Source organism: Stomatobaculum sp. (assembly GCF_057248925.1).
Genome location: NZ_DBHIHF010000004.1, coordinates 44,663 through 59,732, shown reverse-complemented (window position 1 = coordinate 59,732; position 15,070 = coordinate 44,663). Strand labels below are relative to the sequence as shown.

General features: G+C 57.5%; 14 protein-coding genes and 1 other annotated feature. Of the genes, 2 read left to right on the top strand and 12 right to left on the bottom strand.

Annotated features, from left to right (window positions below; all coding sequences use genetic code 11):
• Position 1 precedes the first annotated feature (1 nt).
• From ACO4XG_RS02090 to ACO4XG_RS02035, 12 genes are all read right to left on the bottom strand, one after another.
• Positions 2 to 988 carry a TAXI family TRAP transporter solute-binding subunit gene (locus ACO4XG_RS02090; protein ID WP_308508443.1) on the bottom strand — a complete coding sequence of 329 codons (987 nt, stop codon included), beginning with the start codon at positions 986 to 988 and terminating at the stop codon, positions 2 to 4.
• A 186-nt stretch (positions 989 to 1,174) separates the two neighbouring features.
• Positions 1,175 to 2,425 carry a sodium/glutamate symporter gene (locus ACO4XG_RS02085; RefSeq protein ID WP_308508442.1) on the bottom strand — a complete coding sequence of 417 codons (1,251 nt, stop codon included), beginning with the start codon at positions 2,423 to 2,425 and terminating at the stop codon, positions 1,175 to 1,177.
• A gap of 155 nt (positions 2,426 to 2,580) precedes the next feature.
• Positions 2,581 to 3,273 (bottom strand): response regulator, encoded by a 693-nt coding sequence (locus ACO4XG_RS02080; protein WP_308508441.1) that lies wholly within the window; start codon positions 3,271 to 3,273, stop codon positions 2,581 to 2,583.
• Complete coding sequence (locus tag ACO4XG_RS02075; protein WP_308508440.1) at positions 3,273 to 4,901, bottom strand: ATP-binding protein; 1,629 nt, start codon at positions 4,899 to 4,901, stop codon at positions 3,273 to 3,275. The genes ACO4XG_RS02080 and ACO4XG_RS02075 overlap by 1 nt, the downstream gene beginning before the upstream one ends.
• 218 nt (positions 4,902 to 5,119) lie before the next feature.
• The gene (trpA, locus tag ACO4XG_RS02070) at positions 5,120 to 5,902 is read right to left on the bottom strand and encodes a tryptophan synthase subunit alpha (RefSeq protein ID WP_308508439.1); all 783 of its coding nucleotides are present in this window, start codon (positions 5,900 to 5,902) and stop codon (positions 5,120 to 5,122) included.
• Positions 5,895 to 7,094 carry a tryptophan synthase subunit beta gene (gene trpB / locus ACO4XG_RS02065; RefSeq protein WP_308508438.1) on the bottom strand — a complete coding sequence of 400 codons (1,200 nt, stop codon included), beginning with the start codon at positions 7,092 to 7,094 and terminating at the stop codon, positions 5,895 to 5,897. The genes trpA and trpB overlap by 8 nt, the downstream gene beginning before the upstream one ends.
• Before the next feature lie 4 nt (positions 7,095 to 7,098).
• Positions 7,099 to 7,719, bottom strand: coding sequence for a phosphoribosylanthranilate isomerase (locus ACO4XG_RS02060; RefSeq protein WP_308508437.1), 621 nt, complete (start codon positions 7,717 to 7,719; stop codon positions 7,099 to 7,101).
• A gap of 1 nt (position 7,720) precedes the next feature.
• Positions 7,721 to 8,521: an indole-3-glycerol phosphate synthase TrpC gene (gene trpC / locus ACO4XG_RS02055; protein ID WP_308508436.1), complete on the bottom strand. Its 801-nt coding sequence runs from the start codon at positions 8,519 to 8,521 to the stop codon at positions 7,721 to 7,723.
• The gene (trpD, locus tag ACO4XG_RS02050) at positions 8,518 to 9,546 is read right to left on the bottom strand and encodes an anthranilate phosphoribosyltransferase (protein ID WP_308508435.1); all 1,029 of its coding nucleotides are present in this window, start codon (positions 9,544 to 9,546) and stop codon (positions 8,518 to 8,520) included. The genes trpC and trpD overlap by 4 nt, the downstream gene beginning before the upstream one ends.
• Before the next feature lie 28 nt (positions 9,547 to 9,574).
• The gene (locus ACO4XG_RS02045; protein ID WP_308508434.1) at positions 9,575 to 10,156 is read right to left on the bottom strand and encodes an anthranilate synthase component II; all 582 of its coding nucleotides are present in this window, start codon (positions 10,154 to 10,156) and stop codon (positions 9,575 to 9,577) included.
• Complete coding sequence (locus ACO4XG_RS02040; protein WP_308508433.1) at positions 10,140 to 11,609, bottom strand: anthranilate synthase component I family protein; 1,470 nt, start codon at positions 11,607 to 11,609, stop codon at positions 10,140 to 10,142. The genes ACO4XG_RS02045 and ACO4XG_RS02040 overlap by 17 nt, the downstream gene beginning before the upstream one ends.
• 72 nt (positions 11,610 to 11,681) lie before the next feature.
• Positions 11,682 to 11,922: a binding site (T-box leader), on the bottom strand.
• A gap of 40 nt (positions 11,923 to 11,962) precedes the next feature.
• Positions 11,963 to 12,193, bottom strand: a complete 231-nt coding sequence (locus tag ACO4XG_RS02035) for a DUF1858 domain-containing protein (RefSeq protein ID WP_009532478.1) — start codon at positions 12,191 to 12,193, stop codon at positions 11,963 to 11,965.
• 176 nt (positions 12,194 to 12,369) lie between these two features.
• Between ACO4XG_RS02035 and ACO4XG_RS02030 the strand changes: the two genes are divergently transcribed.
• Positions 12,370 to 13,893: a hypothetical protein gene (locus ACO4XG_RS02030; RefSeq protein ID WP_308508432.1), complete on the top strand. Its 1,524-nt coding sequence runs from the start codon at positions 12,370 to 12,372 to the stop codon at positions 13,891 to 13,893.
• The gene (locus ACO4XG_RS02025; protein ID WP_308508431.1) at positions 13,890 to 15,056 is read left to right on the top strand and encodes an FMN-binding protein; all 1,167 of its coding nucleotides are present in this window, start codon (positions 13,890 to 13,892) and stop codon (positions 15,054 to 15,056) included. Before ACO4XG_RS02030 ends, ACO4XG_RS02025 begins: the two co-directional genes overlap by 4 nt.
• The last annotated feature ends 14 nt before the right edge of the window (positions 15,057 to 15,070 follow it).

The window sequence follows — 15,070 nt, the reverse complement described above, 5'->3', positions numbered from 1 at the left end:
TTTATTTTTCCTCCGTGAGACCCTGGTCTCGGTAATATCGCAGGGCGCCGTCATGCAACGGTAACGGCAACTCTTCCAGATAAAATGCTTTGTCGGTGACATTCGCAAATCCCGGGCGTTTTTTCGAAAGTTCGGGCAGTGCGGCATACAGTTGCTCTGTAAGCTGATAGACAAGCGCCTCATCCATATCCGCGCGCACGCAGAGCAGGCATTTGACGCCGAAGCTCGGAATATCTTCGTCCTGGCCGGGATAACTGCCCTTCGGAATTACAGTCGCAAAATATTGCGGCTCGGCGGCGAGAATTTTCTGAATTTCCGCTGCGTCATAGCGGAGCAACTTGCTCTTTTTAGCGGTCGCGAGCTTTTCCAGTCCCGGCGCCGGAATGCCGGAGAGCGCGTGTACCGCCTTTGCCCGCCCTGAGAGGACGAGATCCGCCCCGGAGCCGATGCCGGCATTCACGGAAAAGCCCTCTTCCGGTATCTGCAGCGCCTTCAACGCGACGCGCGCGGCGCGCTCCGTCGCAGACCCCTCGGGTCCCACAACGACCGGCAGCCCTTTTAAATCCGAAACCCGCATAAGGTCGCTCTCCTCCAAAGCCATCCACTGGCTCACGCTCGGAAAAACCGCCCCGATGACGCGGAGAGCTTCGCCGCCCGGCTCGTTTTTCGCTTCTGCCGCGACATCCGCCGTAATCAGCGCGAGATCCACATCGCCCGCCAACAGCCTCTTCACATTTTCCGGCGAACCGGTCGAAGCTTTCAGATTAAAGCGGAGCGTCTCACTGCGCTTCTGCAGAGCGTTCGCGATATCCGCGCCGCTCGCATACAGACTGCCGCCGGTGTCCCCGGTTCCCATCGTAAGCCAGGTGAATTTCTTCGCTTTTTTCGCACGTGCGCGCTGTACCGCACAGGCGGAAAAGGTGCATAAAAAAGCAAGGCAAAGCGCTATCACCGCGCGCTTTTTCCTCGCGGCAGACATTTCTTTCATTCTGCGGCTCCTCTCTGTTTTCGGAATCAATATCAATTCGGAAACGCTGAAAAAAGCAAGCAGAATACAGTCGGTAGGTTCAGCGTTTTTTGATTATATCATCTGTATTTCTATGCTTCAAGTTTGCAACAATCAAAAAACACCTCCCGCCGAAACGGGAGGTGCCGCAGAGTTTCATTTTTTGATTTACTTGCCGAAGAAGCTTCCCATCAGCGAGAGGCAAATCGGGTTGTAAATATCGTCGATGATGACGGCGAAGGAGGGATAGAGCACCCACGCGACATCGTGGTAACCGTACTGATCCATGACGGCCTTCTCGTTTGCGACGGCGTTCGGACCGGAACCGCAACCCCAGCCGCAGTTACCTGCCGCCATGACCGCTGCGCCGTAGTCCTTGCCGAAGAGGTTGAAGGAGATGAAGATTGCAAAAATAGCCATCATGACTGCCTGCGCGACGAGGATGATACCCATCTGACCCGCAACCGGTGCAAGCTTCGTGATGTCGATCGTCATCAGAACGAGTGCGAGGTAGAGCTCGAGGAACATGTGCTCAATCGCCTCGGTCTCCGGCACTCTTGTGTCGATGCCGAGCGCCTCCATCACGTTTCTGCCGATGGCACCCGCAAAGAGGCAGCCGATGAACTTCGGCATCTCAATCATCGGGATCGAGTCGAGCAGCATGTAAATCGGCATACCGAGTGCCGCAAGCAGCAGGCAGGTCGCAAATGCGTAAATCATGCGCGTGTTGTCGAGGGTCGGCTTTGCACCGGTTCTCTGTGCCTCCGGCTTATCGTTCGGGTCGGACTTGAGGCCCTTGCTTGTGATCAGGTAAGCCGCAACCGGGCCGCCGATCAGGGAGCCCATGATGTTGCCGAGCGTACCGGCCGCAACACCGACCGTCGTTGCATCCGCCGCGCCCATCTTCTCGAAGATCGGGCCGAACGCGGAAGCCGTGCCGACGCCGCCGGACATCGAAGCCGAGGAGCACTGCAGTGCGAGCAGCGGATTCATGCCGATTGCATGTGCGAGCGCAACGCCGAGGATGTTCTGCAGCGTAATCAGCAGGCAAGCCGCAAACGCAATCATGATGCAGAGCTTGCCGCCCGCATTCTTCAGCATCTTCGCGCTGAAGCCGTAGCCAACGCAAAGAAAGAAGAGGTTCTGGCAAAGGTCCTTCATAATCTTTGCGTCAAAGGTGAATTCCATGATGCCCGCACCCTTGATGCCGGAAATGACCAGCGAGAAGATGAGACCCGAGACAACCGGTGCCGGGATCGCATACTTCTGCAGAGCCTTGGACTTCGACACAAGGAAGCGTCCGAAGAAGATAACCAGCGCCGCAAATCCGAGTGTCGTCAGATACTCGAACTGGAAGCTTGCAAGCTTACCCGCCTCTGCTGCGGCGTACTTGCCAAAGTAACCCATGAGTGTTTCCATAATTTTCCCCTTTCACGTTTGGAAACTGTATCGGTATAATTATAAATTTTCCATAAATTTTTGCAAGCTTTTTTTTACAAAAAACGAAAAGAGCGGATTTCCGTTTCCGGAAACCCGCTCTTTTCACGATTATCGTCCGAATGATTCTGTTTTTTTTATTGGAATTCGCGGTATTGATAGAGAATACCGGGTCTGCCGCCGGTCTGATAATCAATGGTGCTTGTGAGCTCGCCGCGCTCCACGAGGAAACTCACATAGCGGCGCACCGTGATGCGGGACAGACCGATCTGCGTCGCAATCGCCTCGCTCGTAAAGCGCTGTCCGAGGTGATTCCGAAGATATTCGCGCACCAGAGAAAGCGTCTGGCGGTTCATTCCCTTCGGCAGCGGCTCGGAATCCTGCAGTCGCTCGGCGGCGCCGCGCGAGAGCATGCGGTCAATCTCTTCCTGACGCATCCCCGTTCCGGCGTCCTGCAGCACTTCTCTTCTTCTGCGGAAGCGCTCCAGCCCCTCGCGGAAACGGTCGTACTCAAAGGGCTTTACGAGGTAATCACTGATGCCGCGGGACAAGAGCTCCTGCACAATCTCCACGCTGTTAGCCGAAGTCACCATGATGACCTCCGGGCGCATGCCGGTCTCGTGGAGCTTATCCAAGAACTCATCTCCGTTCATGCCGGGCGTGTAGTAGTCCAGCACGACGAGGTCAATTTCCTCGGTCTGAAAGAGTTCCAGTGCTTCCTCTCCGTTTTTACATACAGCGATGACCGTAAAGTCTGCGGTTCTCTCGACATAACTCCGGTCAATGGATGCTACCATCGGGTCATCTTCTACAATCAATACTCGATACATCACTCTACTCCTTTCCGACGCTCTGCGCTCTGTAAAGCGGTCAGGGTTATCGTAAAACAGCTGCCCTCACCGGGCTCTGTCTCGACAGAGACCTCACCGCCGTACTTGTCCGCCACCTGTTTGACCAGATAGAGACCCGTGCCGTGGTTCTTTCCCTTCGTGCTGACACCCCTGATAAAGATACGATCCAGCATTGCGGGGTCTATGCCCCTGCCGCTGTCCTCGCAACTTATCACATTGACCCCCGGCTTGGCAAAAACGCCGAGGTGAATCTCCCCGTTCTTTTCGCCGCTCTCCTTGAGTTCTTCGATGGCGTTTTCCAGCAAGTTTCCTATAACGGTCACATATTCGCCGGGTTCCATCAGAAGATCCCGCTCCATCAGACTGCTGCCGGGCTCGAGGCTCAGGCGTATGCCGCTCTCGGCCGCATGCATCATTTTGCCGATGACCAGCGCACAGACCTCCGACACGCGGAGTGCATTTGCCGTATCCCGGACAGACTGACTGGAGACAAGATTAGAGTTTATGATAAATTCCTTTGCCTTGTCAATTTCTCCCGACTGCAAATAGCCCAGAACGATGTGCAGCTTATTCAGAAACTCGTGGTTAAAGGCGCGCAGCGTATCCATCATATTGTGCGCGCCGGAGAGCTCGTCGGAGAGACGAAGTGCCTCCGTTCTGTCCTGCAGAATGAGGAGCACCCCGCCGGGCTGCTCGCCGCGCTCGGCCACCGGCATCTCATTGATCAGCAGGGTCTGGTCTCCGCTCACATACACCTGATTCATGACGGCAATGCCGTCCTCGAGAATCTGCTCGAAGTGCGTGTCCGGAAACACCTTCTTTAAGGATTTTCCGACCAGTGCGCCGTTTTGCCCCGCGAGCAAGAGCTCCGCCGGCTTGTTGGCAAACAGAATCTTTCCGTTCTGTCCGACCGAGACAATGCCCTCCGCGAGAGAATTGATGACCGCATCCTGTTTCACATAGAGACTCAGAAGTTCCACCGGCTCGTGGCCGAGGAGCATGTTCCGCTGGAACCGGAAAAAGGCGCCGGTCAGCAGAATGCTGAGCAACAACATTGCGAGAAACATCGCGATATAGACCAGCATAATCTGCTGACTTTGTCCCGTGATTTTTGAAACAGCAACCGAAACCATGACGAAACCTTCCGTCACGCCCTCTGCATTCCGAATCGCATGAAAGGCGCAGTGCAACAGGCCGTCCGTACCCTGGACGGTCGTGATGTACGGCGCCGCCCCCGTGAGGGCGCGCGTCTCGTCTCCGTCCACATACATATCGCCTGCCATATGACGACTAGTCTGATAAAAGCGCAAGCCGTTGCGATCTGCAATCAAAATGGAGTCGATGCCTGAGACAAACTCGGTAATCGCCTCAAGCTGTTCGGTCACCTCCGGGTCCGGATATCCCGCTTCGAGCATGTTGTGAACGCCCCGAAGCTCGGCGACATAGGTTGCCGTATCGGTAATCTTACGATCCAACGCCTTCCGCTCTCTGGCGATATCCATCGCAAGGGTAAATCCCAAACTGCAGAGAAGAATCACCGTGACCAAGACTGTCATGGTCAGATAGAGCCGGTGTTCCATGCCTCTTCTGCTACCCTTTTCTCTCATTCTGTTCCACCTTCGCACTATTTTGCTGCTCGTTTCTACGAATTCAGCTGGCAAGTCCCGAAGCCGGACGCAAGGCTTACAGGGTGCTATTTTGTCACAAAACACCAAGGACTGTCAAGTATGACTTCAAAATTTTCACTATTATTTGTTATTTTCCGACAGTTTAGGTATCTGTTTCGTATTTTGTTCGTACGGTTCCTTTTTAACACATTTAGCGCTTATTGGAAAGTATTTGCTGCTGTTTTCATCTCCCGCACATAGCGCGCAATATCCTCGTCGGCCTCGCGCCCTTTTTCCGCCATGATGCGGACAATCGCGGAGCCCACAATCACGCCGTCCGCGACTGCCGCCATGCGCTTGGCCTGTTCCGGTGTCGAAATGCCGAAGCCGATGGCAGCCGGAAGCGACGGGTTTGCCTGTCGCACCGATGTGAGCATGCCCGAGAGGTCTGTGTTAATCTCCTGCCGCACGCCGGTCACGCCGAGCGAAGAGACCACATAGAGGAAACCCTCGGCCGCAGCCGCAATCTCCCGAATGCGCGCCATCGAAGTCGGCGCAATCATCGAGATGAAGTCGATACCGACCGCCCGGAATGCGGGCGCAAACTCCTCCTTCTCCTCGAACGGCACATCGGGGAGGATGACGCCGTCAATGCCGACTTCCGCCGCGCACGCCGCGAAGCGCGCAATGCCGTAGGAAAAGACAACATTCGCATATGTCATGAAGACGAACGGCGTCGTGAGCTCTTCGCGGAGCTCCGCGACCATCCGAAAGACCGCATCGGTCGTGACGCCGCCCGAGAGCGCGCGAAGATTGGCTGCCTGAATCACAGGCCCCTCTGCCGTCGGATCGGAGAACGGGATACCGAGTTCCACGAGGTCCGCACCGGCCGCGACCGCCGCCCGCACATTCCGCTTGGTGCTCTCGAGATCCGGATCCCCGCAGGTGATAAAGGGAATAAACGCCTTGCCGTTTTGAAACGCCTGTCTGATGTTACTCATGGAGATCCTCCCCTCTGTAGCGCGCAATTGCCGCGACATCCTTGTCACCGCGCCCGGAGAGCGTGACGACAATCACCTTGTCTCTGTCCATGGTCGGCGCGAGTTTTCTCGCATAGGCTACCGCGTGGGCACTCTCAATCGCCGGAATAATGCCCTCGGTCCGCGCGAGATATTCAAACGCATCCACCGCCTCATCGTCCGTAACCGGCACATATTCCGCGCGGTGCAGATCGTGGAGGTAGGCGTGCTCCGGCCCGACACCCGGGTAGTCGAGTCCGGCCGAAATGGAGTAGACCGGCGCAATCTGACCGTACTTGTCCTGGCAGAAATAGGACTTCATGCCGTGGAAAATGCCGAGCGAACCCACATTGACGGTTGCTGCCGTCTCTCTCGTATGAATTCCTCTGCCCGCCGCCTCACAGCCGATGAGCCGCACGGACTTGTCGCCGATAAAGTGGTAGAAGGAGCCGATTGCATTGCTGCCGCCGCCCACACAGGCGATCACGACATCCGGGAGGCGCCCCTCTTTCCGCTGCATCTCTTCCTTAATCTCCTTCGAGATAATCGCCTGGAAGTCGCGCACCATGGTCGGGAACGGATGCGGTCCCATGCAGGAGCCGATGCAGTAATGCGTGTCCTCAATCCGCGCGGTCCACTCGCGCATCGCCTCGGAGACCGCGTCCTTTAAGGTTCTGGTTCCGGTCTTCACGGACACAACCTCGGCGCCGAGCAGACGCATGCGGTACACATTGAGTGCCTGGCGCACCGTGTCTTCTTCGCCCATGTAGACGACACACTCCATGTTTAAGAGCGCCGCGACCGTCGCGGTCGCGACACCGTGCTGGCCCGCGCCGGTCTCCGCAATCAGACGCTTCTTGCCCATATACTTGGCGAGCAGCGCCTGGCCGAGCGCATTGTTGATCTTGTGGGCGCCGGTGTGATTCAGGTCCTCGCGCTTGAAATAGATTTTTGCGCCGCCGAGGTCCTCGGTCATGTGCTTCGCATAGTAGAGACGGCTCGGCCGCCCCGCATACTCGTTCAGGAGCTCCGTGAGCTCTGCGTTGAACTTGGGGTCGTCTTTGTAGCGCTTGTAAGCTTCTTCGAGCTCAATCACCGCATTCATCAGGGTTTCCGGGATATACTGTCCGCCGTGGACGCCAAAGCGCCCGTCTCTCTCTGTTTCCTGTGCCATGGTTTTACCTCTCTGTCTCCGAATCCGCTCTGCGGACAGCTTCCGCAAAAGCTCTCATCTTCTCCGGGTCTTTTTGCCCGTCTGTCTCGAGTGCCGAACTCACATCGACCCCGCGCGGCGAAAGTGTTTTGATGGCTTCGCCGACATTTTCTATATCCAAGCCGCCCGCCAGCATATAGGGGCGTGAAAAATCTCTGAGCCACTCCCAGGCGAAGGTCTTACCGCTCCCTTTGCCGCTGTCGAGGAGAATGCCGTCGGCCCCGGTCGCTTCCGCCGCCGTCAGCACCGCGGGCGCCGTAATCTGAAAGGCGCGCCAGACCGTTTTTCCCGTGCGCCGCCGTATCTCTTCGACCGTCGTCTCCGACTCACTGCCATGCAGCTGTATCACATCGAGCGGCACCCTTGCCGCGAGCTCCGCAATGTATGCCGGATCCTGGTCCGCAAAGACGCCGACCGCAAGGATATGCGGATCCGCCTTTGCAAGGAGCTCTCTCGCAAGCTCCGGACTCACGGCGCGTCTTGCGCCCGCTGCGAACACAAAGCCGATGTAGTCCGGCAGGCAGGCATTTGCCGCGAGGACATCCGCCTCCCGCCGCATCCCGCAGAATTTCAGTTCTGTCGCCATCTCAGGCCTCCTCATAGCCTTTCCGGAGTGCCTTCAGTAGTTCCGCCTGATTCTCCGCGCGCATCAGCGCCTCGCCGACCAGAATGCCGTCCGCGCCGACTGTCCGGAGCGCCCGCGTGTCAGCGGGTGTCCGCACGCCGCTCTCTGCGATAAAAATGCAGTTGTCCGGCGCCGCCGCGCGGAGGCGGAGGCTGTTTTCCATATTGACCGAAAAGGTCTTTAAGTCGCGATTGTTGACGCCGATTACGCGCGCCCCGACTTCTGCCGCTCTTCCTACTTCCTCCTCATCGTGCGCTTCGACGAGCGCCGAGAGTCCTAATTCTTCCGCGATGTCGAGATACTCTTCGAGTTCCGAGCGTCCGAGCAGGGCGCAAATGAGGAGCACCGCCGCGGCACCGAGTTCGCGCGCCTCGTAGATGAGATAAGGATCCACCGTGAAATCCTTCCGGATACAGGGAAGCGAAACCGCTGCCGCAATCTCGCGGAGATAGCGGTCATCCCCGAGAAACCACTTCGGCTCGGTCAGCACCGAGATACAGGATGCCCCGGCCGCCTCATAGGCCTTTGCGATTTCGAGATAGGGAAAATGCTCGGCAATCACGCCCTTCGAGGGCGAGGCCTTCTTGACCTCGGCAATCACCGAGAGTCCCGGTTCCCGGAGCGCTGCTTCAAAGGGAAAACCGCTAAGCGCTTCTCTTTCTTCCAGCTGCCGCTTCAATTCCGCGAGCGGCAGCTTTCTCTTCTTCTCTTCGACGCGCTCCCGCGCATGTGCCGCGAGTGCATCCAGAACGGTACCCGTCATTTTGCCGCCTCATTCGAGAGACGGATATACTTCTCATAGGTCTCAAGCACCTTGCCCTCATCAATCAGACGCCCGGCAAGCTGTACGCCCTCTTTGAGGCTCTCGGCCTTGCCGCCGATGTAGAGCGCCGCGCCCGCATTTAAGAGCACTGCCGTGCGGCGCGTGCCGCGTTCCTCACCCGAGAGAATTTCCCGCGCAATCCGCACATTCTCCGCCGGGTTGCCGCCGACCAGCTCTTCTTTTTTGCCGCGCTGCAGCCCGAAATCCTCGGGCTTAATGATAGCTGAGTGAAAGCTGCCGTCACGGAGTTCGCAGACCGTGCTCGCCGCGCTCGCCGAAATCTCGTCCATCTTGTCCTGACCGTAGACCACGAGCGCTCTCTCGACGCCGAGGCGCTTCAAGACATTGGCGAGCGGCCACACAAGGTACTCGTCGTAGACACCGAGCACAAAATACCGCGGGGACGCCGGATTCGTGAGCGGCCCGAGGATATTAAAGACCGTTCGGAAGCCGAGCTCGCGGCGGATTGCGCCGACATACTTCATCGAAGCGTGGTAGTGCTGCGCAAAGAGGAAGCAGATATTGATCTCATCGAGCAGCTTCTTGCAGAGTTCCGGATCCTGGTTGATGTTGATGCCGGAGGCCTCGAGAAAGTCCGCCGAGCCGCAGTCGGAGGACGCCGCGCGGTTGCCGTGCTTTGCGACCTTGATGCCGGCTGCTGCCGCGACCAGCGCGGAAATCGAAGAGATATTAAAGGTCTTGGCGCCGTCGCCGCCTGTGCCGACAATTTCCAAAGTAGGCTTATCGTACGCCACCTTCATTGCATGGGCGCGCATTGCAGCCGCGCAGCCGGAAATCTCATCCGTCGTCTCTGCCTTTGCGCTCTTTGTGGACATGGCTGCCAAAAAGGCCGCGTTCTGCACCTGCGAGCTCTCGCCGCTCATGACCTCGTTCATCACCGCATAGGCTTCGTCGTAGCTCAGATCTTCTTTGTTGACAATTTTGATAATCGCTTCCTTAATCATCGTCTGGGTTCTCCTTTTGCTGTTTTGCTTATGCGAGGATTCTTGCCGCCCGCAGGAAATTTTTGACCATCGTCGTACCCGTCGGCGTGAGAATCGATTCCGGGTGAAACTGCACGCCGTAGACCGGGTAATTCTTGTGTTCAATCGCCATGATTTCGCCGTCTGCCGTCCGTGCCGTCACGCGGAGCACGGACGGCAGCGTCTCCTCGACGGCGGCGAGGCTGTGATAGCGCGCTACCTCGACCTGCTCCGGCAGTCCCCGGAACAAGACACTGTTGGTGTCCAGCACGGTTTTCGACTGCTTGCCGTGCATCAGCTGCTTCGCATAGCCGACTTTGCCGCCGTAGGCGAGGCACATTGCCTGTTCACCGAGGCACACGCCGAGCAGCGGAATCTTTTTGCCGAGTTTCTGTATCACTTCGACTGTGACACCGGCGTCCTCCGGACGGCCGGGCCCCGGCGAGAGAATAATCGCCTCCGGCTGTTTTGCCGCGATTTCTTCGACGGTCAGCGCATCGTTCCGAATGACTTCCATTTCCCCGGTGAGGCTCCCGATTAACTGGTACAGGTTATAGGAAAAGCTGTCATAGTTGTCAATCAAAAGTATCATCTGCCGCCTCCTCAAGGGCTCTCAGCACGGCCGCCGCCTTATTGCGGCACTCCGCATATTCCTTCTCCGGCACCGAATCTGCGACCAGACCCGCGCCGCTTCTCACATAGACCTTGTCCTTCATCCGATAGGCGAGGCGTATGCCGATGCAGGTGTCCAGGTTTCCGTTGAAATCGATATAGCCGATTGCGCCGCCGTAAATGCCGCGCTTCTCCTTCTCCATCTCTGCGATCAGCTCCATCGCGCGATACTTCGGCGCACCGGAGAGCGTCCCCGCCGGGAGCACCGCATCGATTGCATCGAGCGCATCGCAGTCCTCGCGGATTTCACCGCGGACCGCCGAACCGATGTGCATGACATGCGAGAAACGGAGCACTTCCCGAAGCCGCTCAACCGTGACCGTCCCGAAGCGGCTTATTTTTCCGAGGTCGTTTCTGCCGAGATCCACGAGCATATTGTGCTCGGAGAGTTCCTTTTCGTCCGCGAGCAGCTCTTGCTCGAGGGCCGCATCCTCCGCCGCGCTCTTGCCGCGCGGTCTCGTGCCCGCAAGCGGGAAGGTGTGCAGTTCGCCGTCTTCCAGTTTGACCAGCGTTTCCGGCGAAGCGCCCGCAACCTCTAAGGTCGGGCTCGACAGGAAGAAGAGATAGGGCGAGGGATTCAGGGTCCGGAGCGCCCGGTAGGTATTGAATAACGAACCCGAAAAGTTCGCTTCGAGTCGATTACTCAGCACCAGCTGGAAAATGTCACCCTCGCAGATATGATGTCGCGTCTTCTCGACCAGCGCCGCATATTCTTCCGCCGTGAACTGCGGGCGGAAGTCCGAGGTGACATGTCCGCCCGTCTTCTCGACCGGCGGTTCGCTCTGCAAAAGGTTCCGCATCTCCCGCAAGGTCTCGAGCGCCGCCGCATAGTTTTCTTCTAACTTATCGAGCGCCACATTGACAATCAGGATGATTTTCTGCCGGTGGTGGTCAAAGGCGATGATTTTCGTAAAGAGCATGAGGTCCACATCCTGAAAGCCCTCGCGGTCCCCGTCCGCGAGCCGCAAGGTCGGCTCCGCGTATTTCACATAATCGTAAGCAAAGTAGCCGACCAGGCCGCCGGTAAAGGGAGGGAGTTCCGGAATGCGCGGCGCGCGGTACTGATCGAGTAGCGCCCGTATTTCGTTCTTCGGGTGCGCCGTGCGGTGTTTCTCTTCTCTGATTTCAATCTCGCCGTCGAGGCAGCGGATTGTGAGGCCCGGATCGTAGCCGAGAAAGCTGTAGCGCCCCCAGCGCTCCTTATCCTCCGCCGACTCAAAGAGAAAACAGTGGGAACTCTGTCCGCGCAGTATCCGCAGCACCTCGACCGGGGTTCTTAGATCGGCGTAGAGCTCCGTCGCGAGCGCCGCCATCCTGTACTGTCCGCTGTCCCGGTATTCTTTCAGCGTCTCCAGACTCGGAAATGTTTTCATGCTTTGCCTCCTTCTTGGTCCGCGCTGTCCGCCGGCACAAAAAAATCCCCGGCAGACATGCGTCAACATGCTGCCAGGGACGAAATCATAAACTCCGCGGTGCCACCCTGTTTTATGGTAAAACCATACCCTTGTCGGGATACCAACATATCCCCGGCAACTGACGTATGCCCTCACGTCGCAGAATACTTGCCCCATGGCTTTCCCTGCGCCCTCAGCGGTCCATTTGACGACTTGTTTTTCATCTGCATCTCAGCATCGCAGACTCTCTGTAGAAGCATCATCGCCGTTATCTCCGCATCAACGGTTTGTAACTTGATTTTCCGCTATTCTAGTCGAATGTTGTGCGGCTGTCAAGCCGGATTTTCCGTGATAATCCGGTTCAACTCCCGTTTGACCTTAAACGTGTTCAGCCCGTGTACGCGGCAAGCCTCGGCGAGCGTCTCCGCACCGGCTGCTGCGCAACCGAAACAATGCATACCGAGACTCGACAAAAAGTCCTGGGTCTCCGGATACATATTCGCAATTTCTCCGATCAGATCTTCGCTGCCGACCGGTCCCTCTTCGTACTCGAAATCTTCCATATCTCTGTTCCTCTCCGCCGCAGACCTGCCGCGGCTTTTTTCAAAGTATACCCGTAAGGTCATCAAAAGTAAACGCGCAATTCGTCTTTTGCTTGACGACTTTCCCGGTATTAGTGCATAATAACATATCATTAGAAGCAGCTAATAGCAAAGCACAACAAAGGGGGATTTTTCTCATGAGAAAACAGCTTTATCGCGTTCTTCCGGCACTCGCGGCGGCAGCGCTCCTCGCAGCCTGCGGCGGCAAGACGGGTGCGACAACGGCGGCAAGCGCAGACAGCAGCGCAGCTTCGAGCGCAGCGGCAGGTACCGAGGCGGCGGCCGAGGTTCCGGCACTTTCGTCCGACGAATATGTCTTCGTCAAAATGAACGTGCCCTACGCGGACTACTACTACGGCGAGCTGAAAGACATTCAACCGGAGGCGTACGCGAAGGACGCCAAGGCGCAGCTTGACAAGGCGGATGCCGTCGAGGCGGCAGGCTTCCGGAAAGAAGGCGAGTACGACGCGGTCACCTCTCCGACCGTGGGCAAGTACAAGAAATATAAGGGTGCCTTTGCCGAGGAGCAGGGCGAGACCTCTGTCTACAACGGTGTCGCGGACGTCAATGTCGCCATCGCAAAGCCCCTCTACGAGGACGCCAAGAAGGCGATTGCGGAAAAGAAGGAGGCCAAGAACCCGATTCTGACTCTTGTCGGCAATGTGACCGGCGAGGAGAGCGCACAGCCTGCGGAGTACAAGGTTCTGAATTCCGACGGCACGCTCTCGAAGACCTTCGGCAAGGTCACGAAGGCGGCGGATGTCAAGGCTTCGATCACAACCACCTCGAACTACGGCAACTACGAGCTCGACTTAAAGGGTGTCGATGTCGATCCGGACACGCTGCAGGGCGCTGTGCTCGAGACCTCGGACGGCGCAAAATACGGCTTAAAGCACCTCGATAACCTCTGGTTAAAGCCGGAAGAAATTGCCTTCTCCGCGGCAGCCTTCGAGGACAAGGCGCACAAGGCGGCCAAGCAGTATGCGCGTTTCGCCGACATCGGCGGCAAGACCATCAAGAAGGTCACTTATCTCGTGAAGGACGGCGACGATGTCGAGGTCGACACGGATCTCTTCGTGAAGAACCTCGCTCCGGCCGACTACAAGGTCACCGGCGATGAGAAAGTCACCTACACAGCCGACGGCAGCAAGATTCACTACACGCTCAGCACCGGTTCCGACGAGTACAAGCTCTCCCGCGTGATTTACCGCCGTGCGGATTCCGATGTCAAGGTTGACACCGCAACCGCAGGCGTCCTCACGCTTCCGAAGGAGGCAAAGCCGGGCACCTATCAGTTTGTCTTCTCGAATGACAAGCTCTCGGATGTCTCGTTCAGCTGCACGGTGGATTCGGGCCTCACGGCAGATGACTTCAGCTTTGCGGACAACAAGCTCTCGCTGAAAGAGAACGCACAGGGCCTCACCGTCGCGGACTACCTGAATACCACTTCCGCGGCAAAGGTCGGCGAGACCGAGTATAAGGGCGGCAGAGCGAGAAAGTTCGGCGCAACCGCGTTCAACGAGGACGGCAGCGTGAAGCTCGACGCGACGACCGCAGGTGAGAACGGCGATGTCAAGATCTTTGACGGCGCTTCCTCCTACCCGGTCACGCTCTCCGCAGACGGCTATCCGGATCTCAGCTTCACCGTGGAGGCAAAATGAGTTTAGTGCTTTGTCTGGCCGTCACCGGTCTCTGCTTCTCCCTTCTGGAGAAGCAGATCCGGCGCCGGCCGGTTTTTTTCTATCTGTTTTTTGTGTTGCTCTCGCTCCTCAGCATCTTTTTGCCGAAACAGCTGACCATACCGCCGCTTGCCTACCTGGTCAACCGCCTGTTGCGGCGCGGCGTACTCGCGGGGGCGCTGTTCCTCTGGGTCATGTATGCGATTGTGCTGCCGCAAAAGAGCCGTCTGCAGCGCGTCATGATGAGCCTCCGCGCGCAGATTGCGATTGCGGCCTCGATTCTGACCCTCTCGCACAACATTGCCTACGGACAACACTACTTTGTCCTGCTCTTTACAAACGCAGGCAAGTTAAAAAGCTATGAGCTGATTGCGGCCTGTTTCTCGCTCGCAATGATACTCCTCCTTCTGCCGCTCACCGTCACCTCGTTTCAGGTCGTGCGGCGGAAGATGAACGCCAAACGCTGGAAACAGCTGCAGCGGCTCTCCTACCTCTTTTACGGACTGCTCTACCTGCACATCTGCCTCATCTACACCGGCGGTCTTCGCAAGGGAAAGGGCGAGTATCTCGTGCAGTTTGCGCTCTACACGCTGCTCTACGGGATTTATCTCATGCTCCGGCTCACAAAGGCCTTTCTCAAAAAACCGCTGCCGACCGCACCGGACTACGCGGTAAAACGCGCGGCGAGACGGCGCAAAGTGATCTGCCTGCACGGCGGTATCAGCCTTCTGATGTTCCTCGTGCTTCTCTTTGCCTTCCGCACGACACAGACGGAAAGCACTTCCGCTGCCGAAAGCGTGAACGGCGATTCCGCCGCTTCCGCGTCGGCAAGCAAAGCCGAAGACACAGGCACGGCGACCGCAGGCGGCAGCGGCATTGCCGCCGCTGTCCCGGACGGCGCGTACGAGGGCAAAGGCGTCGGCTACAACGGCAATATCAAAGTAAAGGTCACGGTCGCCGGCGGCAAAATTACCGCCATTGAAATTCTGAAGACGGATGACGACGAAGAGTACTTCTACGACGCGAAAAAGAAGGTCATTCAGGAAATTCTGGACCGGCAGACCGCCGAGGTCGACGCCGCAAGCGGTGCGACTTCGAGCTCCGACGGCATCATGAAGGCCGTCAAGAATGCGCTGCAACCGTGACGAACTTTCATGTT

Coding starts and splice junctions, on each gene's coding strand:
- trpA (WP_308508439.1), bottom strand. CDS start 5,902: ATGAGTAACATCAGACAGGCGTTTCAAAACGGCAAGGCGTTTATTCCC.
- ACO4XG_RS02030 (WP_308508432.1), top strand. CDS start 12,370: ATGAGAAAACAGCTTTATCGCGTTCTTCCGGCACTCGCGGCGGCAGCG.
- ACO4XG_RS02040 (WP_308508433.1), bottom strand. CDS start 11,609: ATGAAAACATTTCCGAGTCTGGAGACGCTGAAAGAATACCGGGACAGC.
- ACO4XG_RS02075 (WP_308508440.1), bottom strand. CDS start 4,901: ATGAGAGAAAAGGGTAGCAGAAGAGGCATGGAACACCGGCTCTATCTG.
- ACO4XG_RS02045 (WP_308508434.1), bottom strand. CDS start 10,156: ATGATACTTTTGATTGACAACTATGACAGCTTTTCCTATAACCTGTAC.
- trpB (WP_308508438.1), bottom strand. CDS start 7,094: ATGGCACAGGAAACAGAGAGAGACGGGCGCTTTGGCGTCCACGGCGGA.
- ACO4XG_RS02025 (WP_308508431.1), top strand. CDS start 13,890: ATGAGTTTAGTGCTTTGTCTGGCCGTCACCGGTCTCTGCTTCTCCCTT.
- ACO4XG_RS02090 (WP_308508443.1), bottom strand. CDS start 988: ATGAAAGAAATGTCTGCCGCGAGGAAAAAGCGCGCGGTGATAGCGCTT.
- ACO4XG_RS02060 (WP_308508437.1), bottom strand. CDS start 7,719: ATGGCGACAGAACTGAAATTCTGCGGGATGCGGCGGGAGGCGGATGTC.
- ACO4XG_RS02080 (WP_308508441.1), bottom strand. CDS start 3,273: ATGTATCGAGTATTGATTGTAGAAGATGACCCGATGGTAGCATCCATT.
- trpC (WP_308508436.1), bottom strand. CDS start 8,521: ATGACGGGTACCGTTCTGGATGCACTCGCGGCACATGCGCGGGAGCGC.
- trpD (WP_308508435.1), bottom strand. CDS start 9,546: ATGATTAAGGAAGCGATTATCAAAATTGTCAACAAAGAAGATCTGAGC.
- ACO4XG_RS02085 (WP_308508442.1), bottom strand. CDS start 2,425: ATGGAAACACTCATGGGTTACTTTGGCAAGTACGCCGCAGCAGAGGCG.
- ACO4XG_RS02035 (WP_009532478.1), bottom strand. CDS start 12,193: ATGGAAGATTTCGAGTACGAAGAGGGACCGGTCGGCAGCGAAGATCTG.